We start from the raw sequence: 18,835 nt of genomic DNA on the forward strand, positions 1-18,835 counted from the left end.
AGGTGCAATCCCGCGCTGCAAGGCAAACCGGACACGGCATGGTCTAAATCCCGCTGTCCAGTGGCTTTGACGCTTAGCCGCGTCCAATCAGTTCCATCGCCATTGCGTCGGCAACCTCGTTGGACGGGCGGCCTTCCGCCTCGCTCGTGTCCCAGATCGCCTGCAAACGTGCGGGGATTTGCGCGATGCGCTTGCGCACTTCGTTGATATCGCAAGGCTCGCCCTTCTGGCGGCAGAGATATTCGAGGCTGACATTGATGATGCCGCCTGCGTTGATGACGTAATCGGGCGCGTAGAGGATACCGCGTTCGTGCAGCATCGCGCCATGCTGAGGCCGTGCCAGCTGATTGTTCGCGCCGCCTGCCACGATGGCGCAATCGAGCCGGGCAATACCTTCGTCATCGAGGATCGCGCCCAGAGCATTGGGGCTGAAGACGTCGCACGCGGTGCTCATCACCACGTCGCTTTCCACCGCTTCGCCGCCGATTTCCTGCGCCAGTTCCTGCGCGCGCTTGGCGTTGATGTCAGAGACAATGAGGCTAGCCCCGTCCTTCGCCAGCAGCCGCGCCACGCCGCCGCCGACCGAGCCGCAACCCTGCACCGCGACGCGCACGCCGTCCATTCTGTCCTTGCCCAGCTTGTGCGCCACTGCGGCCTTGATGCCGTGGTAAATGCCCATGGCGGTGAACGGACCGGGATCGCCGCCCGCATCGCCTTCTGCCACCGGAAGACCACAAACATGGCTGGTGCGTTCGGCCACTTTGACCATGTCAGCCACCGTTGCTCCGACATCCTCGGCGGTCACATAGGCGCCGTTCAGACCCTCCACTGCATCGCCGAATGCGGCGAGCATTGCGTCGGTCTTGGTGCCGTCTTTATCAAGCATTACAACGGCTTTACCCCCGCCCATAGGCAGGCCGGCCATCGCGTTCTTGAAGCTCATTCCACGTGAAAGGCGCAGCGCATCGCGCATTGCACCAGCGGGATCGGCATAGTGCCAGAATCGGGTGCCGCCAGCTGCCGGACCGAGATGGGTCGAGTGAAGCGCGATAATCGCGGTGAGGCCGCTGGCGCGATCATGCACCACTTCAACCCGCTCATGCGCGTCCCAATCGGCTTCGGTCCAGAATGCCGGCATATCGCAAATCCCCTGCCGTTTACGGCGCAACTGCTTGCTATGCGGGGAGAAAATGGGGCGATCGAGGGGTCTCGAACCCCCGACCTCCGGTACCACAAACCGGCGCTCTAACCAACTGAGCTACGATCGCCACACACCCTACGCATTGCGTGAATGCGATGGGCCAATACCCGCCCGAACCCAAGCGTCAAGCGGGTTACAGCGCGGAGGCAGGCCTGTTGCACAAGTCGGCATTCGAGCAAAGCAAAAAATGCGCGGAAGCGATCTTGGCGCAAGATTGTTACGCAGCCGTTTTGCGGTTGGCGCGCCGCAACGCCCTCGCTATCGCTGCATACATGAATCAACCGGGCGATTCCTCGCTGGAAATCCTGCGCCGTGATCCGCGCGTGCTGCACGTGCCCTCGCCCAAGGTCGAGATGGTGATCGTCCCCAACTTCCTGCCCGCCGATTTGTGCGCGGAACTGGTGCGGCTGATCGACCTCGACCGCCGCCCCTCCACCATTGCCGATTACAATGGCGACGATGCCTTCCGCACGAGCGAGACTTGCGATCTGAAAGCGGAGGACGCGGCAGTGCAGGAGGTCGAGCAACGGCTTTTTGCGCTGACCGGCATCGACCCCGCGCATGGCGAGCCTTTGCAAGGCCAGCGTTACGAAGTCGGGCAGGAATTCAAGCAGCACACCGACTGGTTCAATCCCGATGGCGCCGATTGGGAGAAGTACTGCTCGGTCTCTGGCCAGCGCACCTGGACGTTCATGGCCTATCTCAACGATGTCGAAGCGGGCGGCGCAACACGGTTCAAAGTTGTCGGCAAGACGGTAAAGCCCGAGACCGGCAAGCTCGTCGGCTGGAACAACCGATTACCCGATGGCCGTGGCAATGTCAGCACGCTCCACCACGCGATGAAGGTGCGCAAAGGGCTGAAATATGTGATTACCAAGTGGTATCGCGAGCGGCCCTGGGGTTGGGAGACATGATACGTAGAGGGAAATGTCATTGCGGCGCAATCACCTTTGAGGCGGTGTTTCCGGATGAGAGGCTGGTGCCGTCGCGCTGCAATTGTTCGATGTGTGCAATGAAGGGCTCGGTTGGCGTCTACGTTCCAATCGAGGCGCTAAACATTACCAAGGGCAGTGACATTTTGGCTTGCTACCAATTCAACACAATGGCTGCCAAGCATCATTTCTGCCCGCGCTGTGGCATCCACTGTTTCCATCAGGCACGTTCTGACCCCGATAAATTCGCGATAAATGCCGCGACTTTGGAAGGCCTTGATCCCTATTCCGATTTTGCCGAGGTTCCGGTGTTCAACGGCAAGCGACACGTCAACGATTTCGGCGACCGCACGCAAGCTGGCTGGTTGCGGTTCGAGGCCACGCCCGGCAAGACTTGGCCTGACGGCGTAATTTGATCTTGCACAAACGAAAAAGGCGGCCCGCAGGACCGCCTTTTCGTGTAAAAGCGAAGCCGCCGTTTACTGCTTCTTGAGCGACAGACCGCCGAAACGCTGGTTGAACTTCGCCACGCGGCCACCGTCCTGGATGCGCTGCGGACCGCCCGTCCAAGCCGGGTGGCTGGTCGGATCGATTTCGAGGTTCATGGTGTCGCCTTCCTTGCCCCACGTCGTGCGGGTCTGGAATTCGGTGCCATCGGTCATCTTGACCGTGATCATGTGGTAATCGGGATGCGTATCGGCCTTCATGACGGTAGTCCTTCTGAGCAATTGCCCGGTTCCGACCGGACGTGCTGTTATCTGGGAAGCGGCGCGGTTAGCGACGTTCAACAAGTTTTGCAACCTTAGTTTCATCATTGCGAGCGAAGCAAAGCAATCCAGAGTGACCCGCGGAACGCTCTGGATTGCCACGGCGACTGCGTCGCCTCGCAATGACGGGTTAGGAAGGCGGATCAGCGACCATCGCGGTGAAGTCGACATCGCAGGTCACTTTGCCATCGACACTCGCCTCACCGTGGAATTTGCAAATGCGGCTGCGCTGCTGCGTGAACGCAACATCCAGCTTCAGCAAACAACCCGGCTCCACTGGCGCGCGGAACTTCGCGTTTTCGATCGCCATGAAATAGACGAGCTTGCCGCTATCGGCGAGTTCCAGCGTCTCGATGCCGAGAATGCCCGCAGCCTGCGCCAGAGCCTCGATCTGCAACACGCCCGGCATGATCGGGCGGCCGGGAAAGTGGCCTTGGAAGAAACCCTCGTTGAAGGTCACCGCCTTCAGCGCGCTGATCCGCTCGCCTTTGACGATTTCCTCGACGCGGTCCACCAGCAACATCGGGTAACGATGCGGCAGAGCCTTGAGGATGCGCGGAATATCGTACGTGTCGCTCATCGGCCCTGCCCCTCGCCTGTCCGGTGCTTAGCGGCCCGAAGCGGCCGGGTCCTGCTGTTGCTGCTGCTGCGCCGCCGCCTGTTGCTGCAAGGCGACAAAGGTCAACAGCTGCTGCACCTGCTGGAACAGCTGGATCGAGGCTTCGCTGGGCTGGAAGTCCGCCGGCGGAATGATGTTCACCACAGGCACCAACGTGTTGAGCGCGTCAACAACGGGGCCGGTGATGTCCGAGCCTTCAGCCTGGTACACCACCGTTGCGGGGTCGAGGATGAACTGCACGTTGCGCGCGGTAATCACCTGCTGCACGGCGGGCGAATATTGCTGCGCAACCTGCTGCACCACATACACGCGGGCGAGGTTGATCGGCTGTTGCAGCGTGGCAATTTCCTGATCGATGGCCTGAACCTGCCGCACGGTGGCATTGTTCGGGTCCTGCATGGCCGCTGCTTCATTCTCGTCGAGATTGCCGTTCGAGTTGAAATCGAACGACTGCATCAGCTGCTGGCGGGTCTGCTGGCGCTCCGAAATCGTCTGGCGCTGCGTCGCATATTGCTGGCCGATTTGCTGATAGGCATTCTGCAATGCGTTCGAGCTGGCGACGGCGGCCGGAAGATCAACCGTGGCAATGCCGTTCACCTGCGCAGCGGCGGTAACAGACATTTGCGGTGCCGCAATAGCACCAGCGAACAGCGCAGCGCCAAGCGCCTGCTTGAAAACAGTATTCATCAGAATTGCGTTCCTACATTGAAGGAGAAGAGTTTCACTTCATCGCCGCGCTGACTCAGAATGTCAGTGGCGATGTCGATCCGGAACGGACCAAAGGGCGAATTCCAGTTCACGCCAATACCCGCAGTGATACGCGGCGTGGCGGAATCGCCGACGAATTCCTCCACGAATGGCGGCAGCGTCTGGCCAACAGCCGGGTTGTTCGAGCCGTCCGGCGCAAGCGGGCTCGGCACCAAAATCGATCCGGTGATATTGCCGCCGTCATCGCGGATGAATTGCTGGAACAGCGGGTTACCGTCCCCGTCGCGCTGCGGGATGAACAGGCCATCGGGCACGGGGCTGATCGTCAACTGCGGGGTTTCGACATTGAACACCGAGCCGACATCGACGAAGATCGACGGGCGCAGCCCCAACTCGCGCGCGCCCGATCCCAGCGGAATCTCGACTTCGGCACGGGCAAGGTAATAGGCATTGCCGCCCAGGGCATCGTCGGTATTGCGATCGTCATCGATCGGCAACAGGTCGGCCTCTGTCAGCACGCCGTCGTCATCGCTTTCGATGTAGAAACGCCGCACCACGCGCGGGCCAACACCGCGAATATCGAAACCGCGGAACTGGCCCTCGCCAAGGAAGAAGCGGTCGGTGAGCAAAACGCCTTCATCGCCCCAGCCATAGATATAGCCACCTTCAAGCGAGAGCGAGCCGATAAAGCCGCTGCCCAAATTCCAGAAGCGCGAAGCATTCACTCTTGCGCGGGCATATTGCGTATCCCCGCCCAAACCGGCGAAATCGAGCGACAGGCTGGCTGCCGTGCCCGCCGTCGGACGCAGGCGGCTGTTGAGCGTGTTATAGGAGAAGGACGCACTGAGGATCGACTGCAAACGGTCGCCAATCGCATCGCACAGGAAGCGCCCGGCCAGCAGCGGCTCGCACTGCGATGTGCCGTCACCGTCGAAATCGGCGAAGAACTGCGATTCGTCGAGCGTCACTTCCTGATAGTTGAGCGTGTAGCGACCAAGGAAGCTGATATATTCGGTGAGCGGAACGCCGGTGCGGATGTTGAAGCCGGTGGTCGTCTGCTCGAACGTCGCGCGATCGCGGTCGAAGAAGCCGTTGTTGAAATCCTGCCGGAACACGTCAACGCCCACGGCGATATCGCGGTCAAACAGCTTGGGCTCGGTAAAGCTGATATTGCCCGAACGCGAGAAGCGCGACCAGTTGACGCCAAGGCCCACCGTCTGCCCGCGCCCACGGAAGTTGTTCTGCCGCACCGAGCCGTTGAAGATGAAGCTTTCGAGCGAGGAGAAACCGGCAGACAGCGAAAGCTCGCCGGTCGGTTCTTCCTGCACGTTCGCTTGGAGGATAATGCGGCCTTCGGCGCTGCCTTCCACCTGCTCGACTTCGAAATTCTCCTGGAAATAGCCCAGTGAATTGATCCGCGCGGTGGAGCGGCGCACTTGCAGGCTGGAGAAAGCGTCGCCTTCCGCAATGCGGAATTCGCGGCGGATCACCTTGTCCTGCGTCAGCGTGTTACCGTTGATCTCGATCGCTTCGATATAGGCACGCGGCGCATCGGCAACGGTGAAGGTCACGTCCATCGTGCGTTCTTCGGCATTGCGGACGATGCGCGGGCGCACCTGCGCGAAGGCGTAGCCGAAGGCGCCTGCGGTTTCGGTCAGGCCTTCCTCGATTTCGTCAATCTCTTCGGTGTTGTACCAGTCACCGCTCTGGATCGTCAGCTGGCTGGTCAGCGCCTCGCTGGAGAAATCGCGCAGCTGGCTGACAACTTCGATGTCGCCATATTGGTACCGCTCGCCCTCTTCCACCACATAGGTGATGATAAAGTCGCGGCGATCCGGCGTCAGCTCGGCCACAGCGGAGACGATGCGGAAATCGACATAGCCCTGGCTGAGATAGAACTGGCGCAGCAATTGCTGGTCATACGCCATCCGGTCCGGGTCGTAGCTGGTGTTCGAGCTGAAGAAGGCGAACAGGCTGTCCTCGCGGGTGATCATCTCACCGCGCAGTTGCGAATCGGAGAACACCTCGTTGCCGATGATGTTGATCTGGCGGACCTTGGACTTGGGCCCTTCGGTGATTTCAAAGATCAGATCGACGCGGTTCTGGTCGAGCATAACCATCTGCGGCTCCACCGTCGCGGCGAAGCGGCCCTGGCGCTTGTACAGCTCGATAATCCGCTCGACATCGGCGCGCACGCGGCTGCGGGTGAAGATCTGGCGCGGAGCAAGGTTGATTTCGGGGTAAATCTCGTCCGATTCAATCCGGTTGTTGCCTTCCAGAATGATGCGGTTGATGATCGGGTTTTCCTCGATATCGATCTGCATCACGCCGGTCGCGCGATCGAAGCTGATCGAATAGTCGGCGAACAGCTCGGTCGTGGCGAGTTCGATCAGCGCGCGGTCAGCGGCGGCGGCGCTATACGTGTCGCCCGGCCGCAGCGAGATGTAGGAAACGATCGTTTCCGGCTCCAGCCGCTGCGCGCCGCGCACGGTGATCGCGCGGATGAGGTCTTCCTGCACCTGCACCACCGGCGCAGTTTCTGCTGGGGGAGCCGCATCCTGAGCCAGAGCCACGTTTGGCAAACCCGCCAAAGTGGTGCAGCCGAGCAGAGCGGCCGCGTAGTGCGATGCAGTTATTGTCCGTGCTTTGGAACCCATTATCCGTCCACTCTAGTCGACACCAGCGCCCCAAAGTCCAGCCCGACCGGCCCAACCCCTATGGGCCACATCCAGGCCAATTGCTTCAAGGCCGTTTGACGCGAAGTGCGCCCTTGCCCGATGCCCGCCGGGCAATCAAGCGACCTTGCCGTATTTGGCCCCGATTTCGCGCTGAAATGTCTCTTTCCTCGTTCGCGCCTAGCTGCCGAAGAACGGCAGTTTGGCAATATCGATCACCGTCACGAACAGCATCAGTGCGAGCACTGTAGCGATGCCGACGCGATAGGCCCATTCCATACTGCGGGCGCTGGCTGGCTTCCGGCGGATCGCTTCGACCGCGTAGAAAGCCAGATGCCCACCGTCCAGTGCGGGGATTGGCAGCAGGTTAATGAATGCCAAATTAAGCGAGATGAGCGCAGCGAAGGTCGCGAAGGGCAGCCAGCCAAGGCTAAGCTGCTCGCCCGAGACCTTGGCGATGGTGATCGGCCCTCCCAGCTCCTCGACGCTGCGCTTGCCGGTCACGATCTGCTTGATGCCCGTTACCATCATATCGACCGTGGCCACGCTTTCACCCCAAGCCAGCCCCAGGGCCGGGACAGGCCCTACAGGCTCGTAGGTAATCTCCGTTTCCGGCCCCTGCACGCCGATCAAGCCGATGCGGCTGCTATTGCCGAACTGGTCTTCCACCTCTTCGGAGCTGGTGAGCACCGGAATGGTCAATTCCTCCCCGTCGCGGCGGACGGTGATGTCGAGCTCCGTATCGGGGTGGATGATGATTGCGCGGCGCACATCGAGGAAATCGCGCACTTCCTCGCCGTCCACCGCGATGATGACGTCGCCCAGCTCGATCCCCGCATCACGCGCAGCCGATTCTTCGGGAAATGCGGCAACCACGGTTTCATCGCTCGCGCTGCTGGCTACAGGCTGGCCGAAAGCCATGAAAAACGCCGCAAAAATGCCCACTGCGATCAGAATATTCGCAAACGGACCGGCGGCAACGATCAACGCCTTTTGCCAGAGCGGCTTCGAATGGAAATCATCGGGCTGCGGCGGATTGTCGGGATCGGGCACGCTCGCCGGGTTCATATCGCCCTTGAACTGGACATAGCCGCCAATCGGGATCGCGGAGATCTTCCACCGCGTGCCGCGCTGGTCGGTAAAGCCCGCCAATTCCTTGCCGAAACCCACCGAGAACGCCTCTGCCCCGACGCCGAAAAAGCGCCCGACCAGATAGTGCCCCAGCTCGTGAAGGGTCACCAATGGCCCAAGCACCAGCAGAAAGGCCAGCGGGTAAATCCACAAAGGAACGGACTGGATATCCAATTCAGGCAAGCTCCATCATTGCGCCCGCGCGCACCCGCGCTTCGGCGTCGACGGCGAGCACGTCGTCGAGCGTTTGCGGCGCTTGCGGCGCGTAGCTGTCGAGAGTTCTAGCCACTATTGCCGAAATTTGGGTGAACCTGATCTGACCGTCAAGGAAAGCGGCCACTGCGACTTCATTCGCCGCATTGAGCACAGCGGGCGCGGCTCCGCCCGCATAGGCAGCTTCACGCGCCAGTCTGGTCGAGGGAAAACGCTCTTCATCCGGCGCGAAAAAGCTCAATTCGCCAATCGCGGGCAGATCGAGCGGCTTGCACTGCGTGTCCATGCGCTTCGGATGCGCCAAGGCCGAGGCAATCGGCACGCGCATATCGCTCGGCCCCAATTGCGCCAGCGTTGATCCGTCGCGGTATTCAACCATCGAATGGATAACGCTTTGCGGGTGGACCACGATGCGCAGCCGATCCAGCCCCACGGGGAAGAGGTGGAACGCCTCGATAAATTCGAGCCCCTTGTTGAACATCGTAGCGCTATCGACGCTGATCTTCGCGCCCATCGACCAGTTGGGATGCGCGACCGCCTGCGCGGGTGTCACTGCCTCCAGCTCGGCGAGCGTTTTGGTGCGCAGCGGCCCGCCGCTCGCAGTGAGTGTGATCCAGCGCACATCCTCGATGGCATTGCCTTGCAGGCACTGGAATATGGCGTTGTGCTCGCTATCGACCGGTAGCAGCGTGGTGCCATATTGGGCGACTTTCGCCGTCATCACATGGCCCGCGCTGACGAGCGATTCCTTATTGGCGAGCGCGACGGTTTTGCCCTGCTCGATCGCCGCCATGGTGGGCGCAAGGCCCGCGCAGCCAACGATCGCTGCGACGGTCAGGTCAGCCGGGCGCTTGGCCGCTTCAATCAGAGCACCCTCGCCGCCCGCGCTTTCGATTGACGTGCCAGCAAGATGCTCGCGCAATTCAGGCAGACAGTTTTCTTCGCCTACAACCGCTATCTCCGCGTCAAACTCCTTGGCGAGCGCTGCCAGCTTCTCTGCCGAGCAATTCGCGCTCAGCGCTACGACATTCCAATTGGTGCGGTCGCCCCGGATCAGGTCGAGCGTCGAGTCGCCGATAGAGCCGGTCGCTCCGAAGATGGAAATGCTGCGCGTCATGCCGGATGCATCCGATACCACAATTCCGCCGAAACTATGGCAACGGGCAGCAATCCGTCCACCCTGTCCAAAACGCCGCCATGGCCGGGGATGAGGCGGCCCGAATCCTTCAGATTGGCTTTGCGCTTGAGCCAGCTCTCCAGAAAGTCACCCGCCTGCGCGACAATCGCCAGCACCGCGCCGATGGCGAGCGCGACAAGGCCCATCGCCGAGAAGCTGCGCTCTCCGACATTGCTGTAGAAAAAGGCGAAGGACACCAGCCCTGCCGCCAACATCCCGCCACCCAGCCCCGCCCAGGTTTTGGACGGACTGATACGCGGCGCGATCTTGGGGCCGCCGATGGCCCGGCCGGAGAAATAGGCGCCGGTATCGGTGGCGATGACGACCGCGACGATGCCGAGGACGACTTCGTAGGGGAGCCCGCCCAAGCGGTATGCCGCCCAGCCGATATAGGCGGTGCCGGCAAGCAGGATGACAGCGCGCGTGGCGGCATTCTTGCTGAAACGCAGCGCCATCCGTGCAAGCTCACCCAGTCCGATGACTGCGACCAGCGCGATAAAGGCCTTCCAGACATAGCCCCCCGACCAAAGCGCCGTGCCCGCCACCGCAACCATCACCACTGCACTCGCCAGCCGCTTGGGCAAATCGCCGGTGCGGATGTTGAAGGGGACGACGGTTATCGCCTTTTTGGCATAGCGTTTCGCCTTGTCGCGCTTGCGTTCAGGGGGGAGAGCGTCCGTCATCCCATCCTCCGTACGGGAATGATCGCCGCAACACCGCCAAAAACTCCCCTTCCCTCAGGGGAGGGGTTGGGGGTGGGGGAACCGCCGTTCGATAAGCGACCGCCGCACACCCACCTCCCAACCTCCTCCCTCAAGGGAGGAGGAGCAGGTTGCGCCCAGCCCATACGTTCACCGCCCGCCATAGCGTCGCTCCCGCTTGGCAAATTCCTCGCACGCCGCGCGCAAATGGCTCTCGTCAAAATCCGGCCACAGCACATCGAGGAACAGCATTTCGGCATAGGCCGATTGCCACAACAGGAAGTTTGACAGGCGCACTTCGCCGCTGGTGCGGATCAGCAGATCGAGCGGCGGCAGATCGGCGGTGTAGAGGTGCTTTTCGATGCTTTCGGCGTCGATAGACCCCTCTTCGCATGCTTTCTGCGCCGCGCGCACAATTTCCTGCTGCGCGCCGTAATTCAGCGCCACCGCCAGTGTCCGCTCACCATCCTTGGTACGCTCCAGCGCGTCTTCCAGCCTGGTGACAATATCGGGCGCGAAGGCCTTGTAATCGCCGATGATCTTCAGCCGCACCCGGCGTTCGATCATGTCCTGCAGATTGGCTTCGATAAACCTGCGCATCAGGTTCATGAGGTCGGAGATTTCCTCCTCCTCGCGCTTCCAGTTCTCGCTGCTGAAAGCATAGAGCGTAAGGCATTCCAGCCCCAGCACTTCGGCGGCCTGCACCGCCTTCTTCACCGCATCCCCGCCCGCCTTGTGGCCAAGCGCGCGCGGCAGCTTGCGCGCCTTCGCCCAGCGGCCATTGCCATCCATGATGATGGCGACGTGGCGGGGATAGTTCGGTTCGGACATCGGCGGAATAATCTGGCGCTTACTGCGTCAGGATTTCCTGTGTCTTCTTCTCCACCGCAGCATCGGTGTCCGCGACGTATTTGTCGGTGAGCTTCTGCACCTCCTCTTCCAACCGCTTGCGGTCGTCTTCGGAGATTTCCTTCTTCTTCTCGTCTTCCTTCAGCGCGTCATTGGCGTCGCGGCGGACATTGCGGATGGCGATTTTCGCCTTCTCGCCATATTCGCCCGCGAGTTTCGCCAGATCGCGGCGGCGTTCCTCGTTCAGATCCGGCATCGGCAGGCGAATGGTCTGCCCGTCCACCATCGGATTGAGGCCGAGATTGGCGCGGGCAATGCCCTTCTCCACCGCAATCACATTGCCCTTGTCCCACACCTGCACGCTGAGCATCCGCGGTTCGGGTGCGGAGACGGTGGCGACCTGCGAGATCGGCATCATCGCGCCGTACACTTCGCACACCACCGGATCGAGCAGCGAGGTGTTGGCGCGGCCCGTGCGCAGGCCGCCCAGATCGCTCTTGAGGCTTTCCACCGCGCCCGCCATCCGGCGCTCGACGTCGCTCTTGTCATATTTCGGCATTGTTCTCTCTCACTTAGTCTTTTTGTACGATAGTCTGGACACCATTACCCGCCAGCACGCGCGCAACATTGCCCTTTTCGCGGATCGAGAAGACCACGAGCGGGATATTGTTGTCACGGCACAGCGCCACGGCGGAGGCGTCCATCACTTTGAGATTGTCGGCAAGCACTTTGTCATAACTCACCGTGTCGAACCGCACCGCATCGGCGTTGCGCTTGGGATCGCTGTCATACACCCCGTCCACGCTGGTGCCTTTGAGCAGCGCGTCGCAGCGCATTTCGGCAGCGCGCAGAGCCGCTCCGGAATCGGTGGTGAAATAGGGCGCGCCGACACCGGCGGCAAAGATCACGATGCGGCCCTTTTCCAGATGCCGCTCGGCGCGGCGGCGGATAACGGGTTCGCACACCTGGTCCATTTGGATGGCGCTCTGCACGCGGGTGTGGACGCCCAGCTGTTCGAGCGCGCTCTGCATCGCCAGCGCGTTCATCACCGTCGCGAGCATTCCCATGTAATCGGCCTGCGCGCGGTCCATCCCCTGCGCCGCGCCCGACATTCCGCGAAAGATATTGCCGCCGCCGATGACGAGGCAGATTTCAAGGCCGGTTTCCTTCGCAGCCTTCACTTCCTCGGCAAGGCGCATGACATAGGCCGGGTCGATCCCGAATTCCTGCTCCCCCATCAGCACTTCGCCCGAGAGTTTGAGCAGAATACGCTTGGCGCCGGGCAAAAGCATGGGGAGTGGGTCCTCGTCCGATAAGGGTTTGCGCGGCCTTAGAGCGCGGGCGCGCCGGTGCCAAGGGTTTGCGGCGAGGTTTTGCGCCAAGGTTTGCTCCAAGGTTTGCTCTTGTGCGGGCGTGCTGGCGCTATAGGGATGGACGGCATGGCGTGGCGCATCCTAGATTTTCTCTGGCTCCGGTGGAAGCAGATCGCGCTTTTCCTGTTGCTGATTGTCGCACTGCTGGCGTGGAAAGCGTGGTCGGACACGATGGGCGAGCCTGTCGTGCTGGAGACGCAGGTGACCTTGCCCGGAATGCCCGCCGGAAGCGCAATCAAGGCGGTGCTGATCTCCGACATTCACGTCGCCGGGCCGGATATGCCGCCATCGCGGCTGGAGGCGATTGTCGAGCAGATCAACGCGCTGCAGCCCGATGTGGTCTTCATCGCAGGCGATCTGGTGAGCGAGAAGCGCACGGCGACGCATATCTATACGGCGGATGAGATCGTCGCCCCGCTCGCCGCGCTTGACGCACCGATGGGCGTGGTGCTGGTGCCGGGCAATCACGATCACTGGTTCGATTGGGACGCGCTGCGCGCAGAGGCGGAGGCGGCGGGACTGATTGTACTGCAAAACGAAGCGGTGCAGATCGGCCCGCTGGCGGTGGGCGGTGTGGACGATGCCTATACCCGCCGTGATGATTTGTCGCTGGTGCTCGACCAGATGCGCGAGCTTTCTGGCGGCCGTCTGATCCTCACCCACAGCCCCGACATCACCCCGCAAGTCCCCGCCGATATTCCGCTTGTTCTGGCGGGCCACACGCATTGCGGCCAGATCAGCCTGCCCTTGCTGGGCGCCCCCGCCTATATGTCGACCCACGGCAAACGCTACGCCTGCGGCGTGATCGAAGAAGGCGGGAAGACGATTATCGTCGGCGCAGGATTGGGGACGAGCCTGCTGCCGGTCAGGTTCGGGACGCGCGCGGAGATCTGGGTGGTGGAGTTGGTTGGGGAATAGAAAAAGCCGCCGGAGCGCGAACTCCGGCGGCTTCTCATTTTCGCTATGGAAGGAGCGATCAGCCCTTAACGGCAGCAGCCACTTCTGCGGCGAAGTCGCTTTCTTCCTTCTCGATGCCTTCGCCCAGCTGGAAGCGGACGTAATCGACCAGTTTGATCGTGCTGCCTGCTTCCTTGGCGGTGCGGGCGACGTACTCCTCGACCGAGGCCTTGCCGTCCTTCACGAAGATCTGGCTGAGCAGGGCGTTTTCCTTGGCGTATTTCTTCACCGCGCCATCAACCATCTTTTCCTGCACTTCGGCGGGCTTGCCGCTTTCGGCAGCCTTTTCGGCAGCGATCTTGCGCTCGCGCTCGATCACTTCGGCGTCCAGACCGTCAGCGTCCAGCGCCAGCGGGAACATCGCGGCCGCGTGCTGCGCGATATCGCGGCCGAGCGCGGCAAGCACGTCTGCCGACGCATCGCCTTCGAGCGCGACGAGCACGCCGATCTTGCCCAGATCCTGCGCATCGGGCGACACCGCATTGTGCATATAGGCCACAACCGCGCCCTGCGAGACCGACACGGTCTTCATCCGGCGCACCTGCTGGTTTTCGCCGATGGTGGCGACGTTGTTGGTCAGCTTGTCAGCCACCGTGCCGCCGTCGGGATAGGCAGCGCTCTTCAGCGCTTCGACATCGTCACCGGCAACGCCAAGCGCAACCTGCGTGGTCTTGCGGACGAAATCCTGGAACTGGTCGTTCTTGGCGACGAAGTCGGTTTCCGAATTGACTTCCACAGCCACGCCCTTGGTGCCTTCCACCGCGAGGCCGATCAGGCCTTCGGCAGCAGTGCGGCTGGACTTCTTGGCGGCGGTAGCAAGGCCCTTGGCGCGCAGCGCGTCAACCGCGGCTTCCATATCGCCATTGGCTTCTTCGAGCGCCTTCTTGGCGTCCATCATGCCCGCGCCGGTCTTTTCGCGCAGGGCCTTCACATCGGATGCGGAAAATGCAGCCATTGTTCTGTTCCTTCTTATGGAATGAGCGGCGCCGCCCCCATTGGAGCGGCGCCATAATCATTGTGTGTGACGGTTGGACGACTGTGCAGTCGTCCGGCCAATCAGGCGTCGGCAGCCGCTTCTTCAGCGACAACTTCGGCAGGCGGTGCGTCCATGGCGCCGATATCGGCACCCGAATCGACCACGCCTTCGCCCTTGCCAGCGCGTGCAGCGGCGGCAATCGCGTCGCAATACAGGCGCACGGCGCGGCTCGCATCGTCATTGCCCGGAACCGGGAATGCAATGCCTTCGGGATCGACATTGGTGTCGAGCACGGCGACGACCGGAATGCCAAGTACGTTGGCTTCCTTGATCGCGAGGTCTTCCTTGTTCGCGTCAATCACGAACATCACGTCGGGAACGCCGCCCATATCGCGGATGCCGCCGAGCGACATTTCCAGCTTGTCCTTCTTGCGGGTGAGGTTCAGCACTTCCTTCTTGGTGAGGCCGCTGGTGTCGCCCGAAAGCTTTTCCTCAAGCGTTTTGAGTTCCTTGATCGACTGCGAAATCGTCTTCCAGTTGGTGAGCATACCGCCCAGCCAGCGGTGGTTGACGAAGTGCTGGCCGCAAGCGCGGGCTGCCTGTGCAATCGGCTCCTGCGCCTGGCGCTTGGTGCCGACGAACAGCACCTTACCGCCTGCGCGGGTGGTCTGCTGCACGAAATCGAGCGCGCGTGCGAAGAGCGGCACGGTCTGCGACAGGTCAATAATGTGAACGCCGTTGCGGTCGCCGAAGATATACGGCTTCATCCGCGGGTTCCAGCGGTGGGTCTGGTGGCCGAAGTGTGCACCGGCCTCGATCAATTGCTGCATGGTGACGGTAGGACCCGCCATAGATAATTCCTTTCCGGTTAAGCCTCTGGAAAGCGGGGAACCGTGTGCAGCGCGTTTGCCCTGCCAACGGCACCGGTATGTGTGCCTTCCATGTGGATTTGCCCGCACGTGAAACGGCGGAGATTCGCCGGAGCCGGTCAAGCGGTTGCGCGCCTAGCGGAAGCGTTGAAGGAAATCCAGCGGAAACTTGCAGAACAGAGGTGCAGCCGGGCTACAACAGTTTACTCGGCGTTCGGATGCAAATGGCGCATAGGTTTTCCACAGGGTTATCCAGAAACCCTGAAGCCGTGGGGGAATGAGAACGCAAAAAGAACAAACTGCTTGACGGTGCGGAACAGATGTGGAACAAAAGAACGCATCAGGAACGTTTTCGATGCCGACCGTTTCCATCAAGCAACGCTAAAGCGCCCAAAGGAACAACCGCTATGACATTCGCAATCGCTATTTCGCTGTTCTTCGGCCTTGTGGCTGCGCTGTCACTGTCGGTCGTGTTTGCTTCACTCACCCGCGCATGGGCGCAATATCGCGCCATTCGGGCCGAACTTATCGCGATGGATCGTCCGAAAGCTGCTGTTCCACTTCGTCGACCGCAAGAGGCTCTCGCTCGGGCGCTGGCGGTTTGAGTTTCTCCGCCCTCGCCCGCTTGATCTTGTCGTAACGGATCACCGTCCATGCGATCAGCGCGAGGTAAATCGTCCCGATCAGAGTCAGCGTCCACCACGTTTCGATCAGCAAGCCGCCCACCAGCAGGCCCGCCAGCGCGATTACGACGAGTTTGAGCTCGCCCGTGGGACGCAGCGATTTCCAGCTCGGCGTTGCGAGGTTCGACACCATCAGTAGCGCGATCGCGACAATCCACGGCCCGACGAGCCATGGCTCGCGGAAGACCGGTTCCTCGGTCGCGATCCACAGATACATCGGCATGAAAGCGAAGCCCGCCCCCATCGGCGCGGGCACGCCGGTCAGGAAGCCCGCCGATTTGTGCGGCTGGTCATCGACATCGATCTGCGCATTAAACCGCGCGAGCCGCAGTGCACAGCAGATTGCGTAGGCCAACACGGCAAGCCAGCCAAAGCGCGGCGCTTCGGACAAGGACCAGAGATACAGCACCAAAGCAGGCGCAATGCCGAAACTTGCCGAATCGGCGAGACTGTCGAGCTCCGCACCAAAGCGCGATTGCGCCTTGAGCAACCGCGCCACGCGGCCATCCATCATGTCGAGGACACCGGCAATGATCATGGCGAACACCGCCTTGTCCCACTCTCCGGCCACCGCGAACAGAATGCTCGTGAGACCGGAGCATAGCGCTGCGGCGGTAATCGCGTTTGGCAAAACCGCGCGCATAGAGAGGCCACGCCCACCGCGCGAGCGGGTTACGTGTTCGTGCTCGCTGGCCTTGGGGCCGAGCCATGCGGGGCCGGGAGGTGCGGTATCGTCCTCGTCGTAATCATGCCCGTTCTGGCCATTGCCGGGGATCACTGGCTAACGCCCTCCAGCAGGCCTTGCGTGCCGAGTTCGGCCAGGACCGTTTCTCCCGCCACCACCTTCTGGCCAAGCAAAACCTTGGCATCGGTTCCAGCGGGCAGATACACATCTACCCGGCTACCGAAGCGGATAAGACCGACGCGCTGGCCCACCGCGACAATATCGCCCGGCTTCACAAAGGGCACGATGCGCCGCGCGACCAGCCCAGCGATCTGGGTAAAGCCGATACGCACACCGTCAGGCCGCTCGACCAGCAGATGCTGCCGCTCGTTCTCTTCGCTCGCCTTGTCGAGATCGGCATTCATAAACGCGCCGGGAATATACACGATGCGCTTCACCGTGCCTGCAATCGGCGAGCGGTTGATATGCACATCGAACACCGACATGAAGATCGAGATGCGGGTGACCGGTTCGGTCCCCAGACCCTGTGCGCCATCGCCATCGGGGCCCTGCAATTCCGGTGGAGGCGCAACCGTAGCGATCAACGACACGAGTCCGTCGGCGGGCGAAACGATCGCGGTCGATGCTTGCGGCACCACCCGTTCGGGGTCGCGGAAGAAGGCGAATACACCCAGCGACAGGAACAGCAGCGGCCATCCGGCCAGCTCCCATCCCACGATAAAGAAGAACAGCGCAATGCCCACGGCGATCACGCCGAATTTGCGGCCTTCGGGATGGATCGCGGGCCAGCCCCATTCGGCATCCCCGCGTCCGCGATTGTCTCTGAGTTCACCAGCCATGCGGAGGTATCTAGGGCGAAGCGCCGCGCCTCACAACCCGCAGGGGCCGCTTTGCGGGGAAAAGCGCACTGCGGTTACTCCATCGAGAAATCGAACGGCACCCCGCTTTCGCGGAAGCGCGCGGGCACGATATCGCGGCCCATTGGCGGGGCAGAACGGGCGATGCATTTAGGGCGATGGCACAAACGGCAGGCAACACCGATGGGGGTCGGCTCGCCAAGCCCTTTGCCGTAAACCAGTTTGTCGCCATGCGTCGCCGAACACGCAATCGCCACCGCCCGCCGCACGCTCGGCGCACCATAGGCGCCGCCCCCGCCGCGCACGGTGCGGGCGATAGAGATAAAGCGCTCGCCATCGGGCAGTTCGATCAATTGCGCGTCAACGTGCGCAGGCGTGTCGAGCACGGTGTGGACATTCCACAGGGGGCAACCCCCACCATGCCGGGCAAAGGGGAAGCCTGCGCCGTCAAGCCGTTTGGAGACATTGCCTGCGCGGTCGACCCGCAGGAAGAAGAACGGCACCCCCTCCTCCCCCGGACGCTGCAAGGTGGTGAGGCGGTGCGCCACCTGTTCGAAACTGACGGCAAAGCGCGAACACAAAGCCTCCACGTCATAACGCATATCGGCCGCCGCCTTGGCGAATTTGCGATAGGGCATCAGCAATGCCGCCGCCCAATAGGATTGCAGCGCCCGCCGCACGAGGCGCTTGCCATCCTCGCCCATGATGCGGCTTTCGCTGACAATCTGCGCAATCGGCGATTCCTGTTCGAGAATGGCGATCTGCAGCGCCGCCTGAAACCGCCGCCCCGCCTGGTCGATCCTCTCCGAGATATAGACCCGCCGCCGGTGGTAATCGTGCCAACGCGACGCGCCGCGCAAAATGCCGTCATCGGTGAGGCGCAGATCAAGCTGGTGGTTTTCCAACAAATGGTCTCCCATGGCGGCAAAGCTGTCGAGCTTGGTGGCGAGCGCGCTGGCGCTGTCATCAAGTTCAGGAAAGCAGTTACGCCGCGCGGCAAGGAAGGCGCGCGCCTCCGCGACCGGATCGGATGGCCCCTTATCCTCGCCCCCCACGCCATCCTCACGCCGCTCCGCCAGTGCCAATTGTTCCTCGCCGAACGCGGTGTGTAGCCGCAGCAGCGCCTCCGCCATGCCCGGATAGGACGTAGCAATATCCTCGATATCGAGCGGCTCGATGGCGATATCAGCAAAGATCGGGTCTTTGAGTGCGCCTGCCAGCCGCGCCGCCGTCTCGTCCGCATCCTCGTCCGCCAGACTGGCAACATCGATACGGTAAGTGGTCGCCAGCTTCAGCAGCATTTCAGCCGTAACCGGTCGCTGGTTGCGCTCCATCAGCGCGATATAGCTGGCGGAGATATCGAGATCGCTCGCCATATTGGCCTGCGTCAGGCCCAACTCGCGCCGCAGCTTCTTGAGACGCGGCCCCAGATAGAGCGTTTTTCCGGCCATCACATTGCTCC

19 protein-coding genes and 1 tRNA gene are annotated in these 18,835 nt (G+C 61.8%); 3 read left to right on the top strand and 17 right to left on the bottom strand.

What is annotated here, in order from left to right:
* Positions 1-73: 73 nt before the first annotated feature.
* Together ACS0VV_RS07380 and ACS0VV_RS07385 are read right to left on the bottom strand one after the other, a co-directional pair.
* Complete coding sequence (locus ACS0VV_RS07380) at positions 74-1,138, bottom strand: Leu/Phe/Val dehydrogenase (protein ID WP_483532076.1); 1,065 nt, start codon at positions 1,136-1,138, stop codon at positions 74-76.
* A gap of 53 nt (positions 1,139-1,191) precedes the next feature.
* Positions 1,192-1,268 (bottom strand) — tRNA-His (locus ACS0VV_RS07385).
* 205 nt (positions 1,269-1,473) lie between these two features.
* On the opposite strand from ACS0VV_RS07385, the gene ACS0VV_RS07390 reads away from it, so the two are divergent.
* The gene (locus tag ACS0VV_RS07390) at positions 1,474-2,115 is read left to right on the top strand and encodes a prolyl hydroxylase family protein (RefSeq protein ID WP_483532077.1); all 642 of its coding nucleotides are present in this window, start codon (positions 1,474-1,476) and stop codon (positions 2,113-2,115) included.
* The gene (locus ACS0VV_RS07395; RefSeq protein ID WP_483532078.1) at positions 2,112-2,549 is read left to right on the top strand and encodes a GFA family protein; all 438 of its coding nucleotides are present in this window, start codon (positions 2,112-2,114) and stop codon (positions 2,547-2,549) included. The genes ACS0VV_RS07390 and ACS0VV_RS07395 overlap by 4 nt, the downstream gene beginning before the upstream one ends.
* A 63-nt stretch (positions 2,550-2,612) precedes the next feature.
* Here the strand turns inward: ACS0VV_RS07395 and rpmE are convergent, their stop codons facing one another.
* The 10 genes from rpmE to pyrH all read right to left on the bottom strand — a co-directional run bounded on the left by rpmE (position 2,613) and on the right by pyrH (position 12,265).
* Complete coding sequence (rpmE, locus tag ACS0VV_RS07400; RefSeq protein WP_151975121.1) at positions 2,613-2,840, bottom strand: 50S ribosomal protein L31; 228 nt, start codon at positions 2,838-2,840, stop codon at positions 2,613-2,615.
* Positions 2,841-3,030: 190 nt separating this feature from the next.
* Positions 3,031-3,480: a 3-hydroxyacyl-ACP dehydratase FabZ gene (gene fabZ, locus ACS0VV_RS07405; protein ID WP_483532079.1), complete on the bottom strand. Its 450-nt coding sequence runs from the start codon at positions 3,478-3,480 to the stop codon at positions 3,031-3,033.
* A 27-nt stretch (positions 3,481-3,507) separates the two neighbouring features.
* Positions 3,508-4,206 carry an OmpH family outer membrane protein gene (locus tag ACS0VV_RS07410; RefSeq protein ID WP_483532080.1) on the bottom strand — a complete coding sequence of 233 codons (699 nt, stop codon included), beginning with the start codon at positions 4,204-4,206 and terminating at the stop codon, positions 3,508-3,510.
* On the bottom strand, positions 4,206-6,884 hold the full coding sequence (bamA, locus tag ACS0VV_RS07415) for an outer membrane protein assembly factor BamA (RefSeq protein WP_483532081.1): 2,679 nt from the start codon (positions 6,882-6,884) through the stop codon (positions 4,206-4,208). Before bamA ends, ACS0VV_RS07410 begins: the two co-directional genes overlap by 1 nt.
* Positions 6,885-7,082: 198 nt before the next feature.
* Positions 7,083-8,207, bottom strand: coding sequence for an RIP metalloprotease RseP (rseP, locus tag ACS0VV_RS07420; protein ID WP_483532082.1), 1,125 nt, complete (start codon positions 8,205-8,207; stop codon positions 7,083-7,085).
* A 1-nt stretch (position 8,208) separates the two neighbouring features.
* The gene (locus ACS0VV_RS07425) at positions 8,209-9,363 is read right to left on the bottom strand and encodes a 1-deoxy-D-xylulose-5-phosphate reductoisomerase (protein WP_483532083.1); all 1,155 of its coding nucleotides are present in this window, start codon (positions 9,361-9,363) and stop codon (positions 8,209-8,211) included.
* Entirely contained in the window at positions 9,360-10,106 is a 747-nt protein-coding gene (locus ACS0VV_RS07430; protein ID WP_483532084.1) for a phosphatidate cytidylyltransferase, read from the bottom strand. Before ACS0VV_RS07430 ends, ACS0VV_RS07425 begins: the two co-directional genes overlap by 4 nt.
* A 168-nt stretch (positions 10,107-10,274) precedes the next feature.
* Entirely contained in the window at positions 10,275-10,955 is a 681-nt protein-coding gene (gene uppS / locus ACS0VV_RS07435; protein ID WP_483532085.1) for a polyprenyl diphosphate synthase, read from the bottom strand.
* 19 nt (positions 10,956-10,974) lie between these two features.
* The gene (frr, locus tag ACS0VV_RS07440; protein WP_151975135.1) at positions 10,975-11,532 is read right to left on the bottom strand and encodes a ribosome recycling factor; all 558 of its coding nucleotides are present in this window, start codon (positions 11,530-11,532) and stop codon (positions 10,975-10,977) included.
* A 13-nt stretch (positions 11,533-11,545) separates the two neighbouring features.
* Complete coding sequence (gene pyrH, locus ACS0VV_RS07445; protein ID WP_483532086.1) at positions 11,546-12,265, bottom strand: UMP kinase; 720 nt, start codon at positions 12,263-12,265, stop codon at positions 11,546-11,548.
* 147 nt (positions 12,266-12,412) lie between these two features.
* On the opposite strand from pyrH, the gene ACS0VV_RS07450 reads away from it, so the two are divergent.
* Positions 12,413-13,264 carry a metallophosphoesterase gene (locus ACS0VV_RS07450; RefSeq protein ID WP_483532087.1) on the top strand — a complete coding sequence of 284 codons (852 nt, stop codon included), beginning with the start codon at positions 12,413-12,415 and terminating at the stop codon, positions 13,262-13,264.
* 58 nt (positions 13,265-13,322) lie between these two features.
* Here ACS0VV_RS07450 and tsf read toward each other — a convergent pair whose 3' ends face one another.
* From tsf to ACS0VV_RS07475, 5 genes are all read right to left on the bottom strand, one after another.
* Positions 13,323-14,258 carry a translation elongation factor Ts gene (tsf, locus tag ACS0VV_RS07455; protein ID WP_483532088.1) on the bottom strand — a complete coding sequence of 312 codons (936 nt, stop codon included), beginning with the start codon at positions 14,256-14,258 and terminating at the stop codon, positions 13,323-13,325.
* Positions 14,259-14,359: 101 nt separating this feature from the next.
* Positions 14,360-15,130, bottom strand: a complete 771-nt coding sequence (rpsB, locus tag ACS0VV_RS07460) for a 30S ribosomal protein S2 (RefSeq protein ID WP_483532089.1) — start codon at positions 15,128-15,130, stop codon at positions 14,360-14,362.
* A 543-nt stretch (positions 15,131-15,673) separates the two neighbouring features.
* Positions 15,674-16,609 carry a CDP-alcohol phosphatidyltransferase family protein gene (locus ACS0VV_RS07465; protein ID WP_483532090.1) on the bottom strand — a complete coding sequence of 312 codons (936 nt, stop codon included), beginning with the start codon at positions 16,607-16,609 and terminating at the stop codon, positions 15,674-15,676.
* On the bottom strand, positions 16,606-17,355 hold the full coding sequence (locus tag ACS0VV_RS07470) for a phosphatidylserine decarboxylase (protein WP_483532091.1): 750 nt from the start codon (positions 17,353-17,355) through the stop codon (positions 16,606-16,608). Before ACS0VV_RS07470 ends, ACS0VV_RS07465 begins: the two co-directional genes overlap by 4 nt.
* A 74-nt stretch (positions 17,356-17,429) precedes the next feature.
* Positions 17,430-18,827, bottom strand: coding sequence for a helix-turn-helix domain-containing protein (locus ACS0VV_RS07475; protein WP_483532092.1), 1,398 nt, complete (start codon positions 18,825-18,827; stop codon positions 17,430-17,432).
* Between the last annotated feature and the right edge of the window lie 8 nt (positions 18,828-18,835).

This window comes from Aurantiacibacter sp. KMU-128, from assembly GCF_056933515.1.